Raw genomic sequence first — 404 nt, 5'->3', positions numbered from 1 at the left:
TTACTTCACATTATTTCAATTGTAGTAGTAAGAAATTAAAAGAAGATTTTTATAAAGTTATAAATGATTTTCAAACTCAATATTCTTTTCAAATTATAGATTTATTTGATTCACCATTATTTTGTGATGATGATTTTTATGATAGTGATCATATGAATAAAAAAGGTGCAAATAAAATGTCCGCGTTATTAAATATGTTTATTCAGGAACGAAAAGTATGATATTTTGTTTCATGTTTGCATAAAAGTATATAGGCTCCATACAGTTAAAGTAATGTGATTTTTGTGTCGCGTATATAAATAATATGCGAAGAGGTGAGAGAGTTAAAATGAGAACTCGTATTGAAAGAACTGAAGAGGTGGTAGAGCAACTTCCGGTGGTAAGTGTATTAATTCCTACGTATA

The 404-nt window shown here is 27.5% G+C and carries 2 pseudogenes; both read left to right on the top strand.

Going from position 1 to position 404, the window contains the following annotated elements:
* A pseudogene (locus tag KI369_RS27680) lies at positions 1-221 on the top strand (hypothetical protein); the annotation flags it as partial.
* 107 nt (positions 222-328) lie between these two features.
* Positions 329-404, top strand: a pseudogene (locus tag KI369_RS29965) (glycosyltransferase family 2 protein); the annotation flags it as partial.

The sequence above is a fragment of the Bacillus sanguinis genome (assembly GCF_018332475.1).
GTDB lineage: Bacteria > Bacillota > Bacilli > Bacillales > Bacillaceae_G > Bacillus_A > Bacillus_A sanguinis.
Note: the sequence above shows the minus strand (reverse complement) of the source record. Positions and strands in the feature narration are given on the sequence as shown.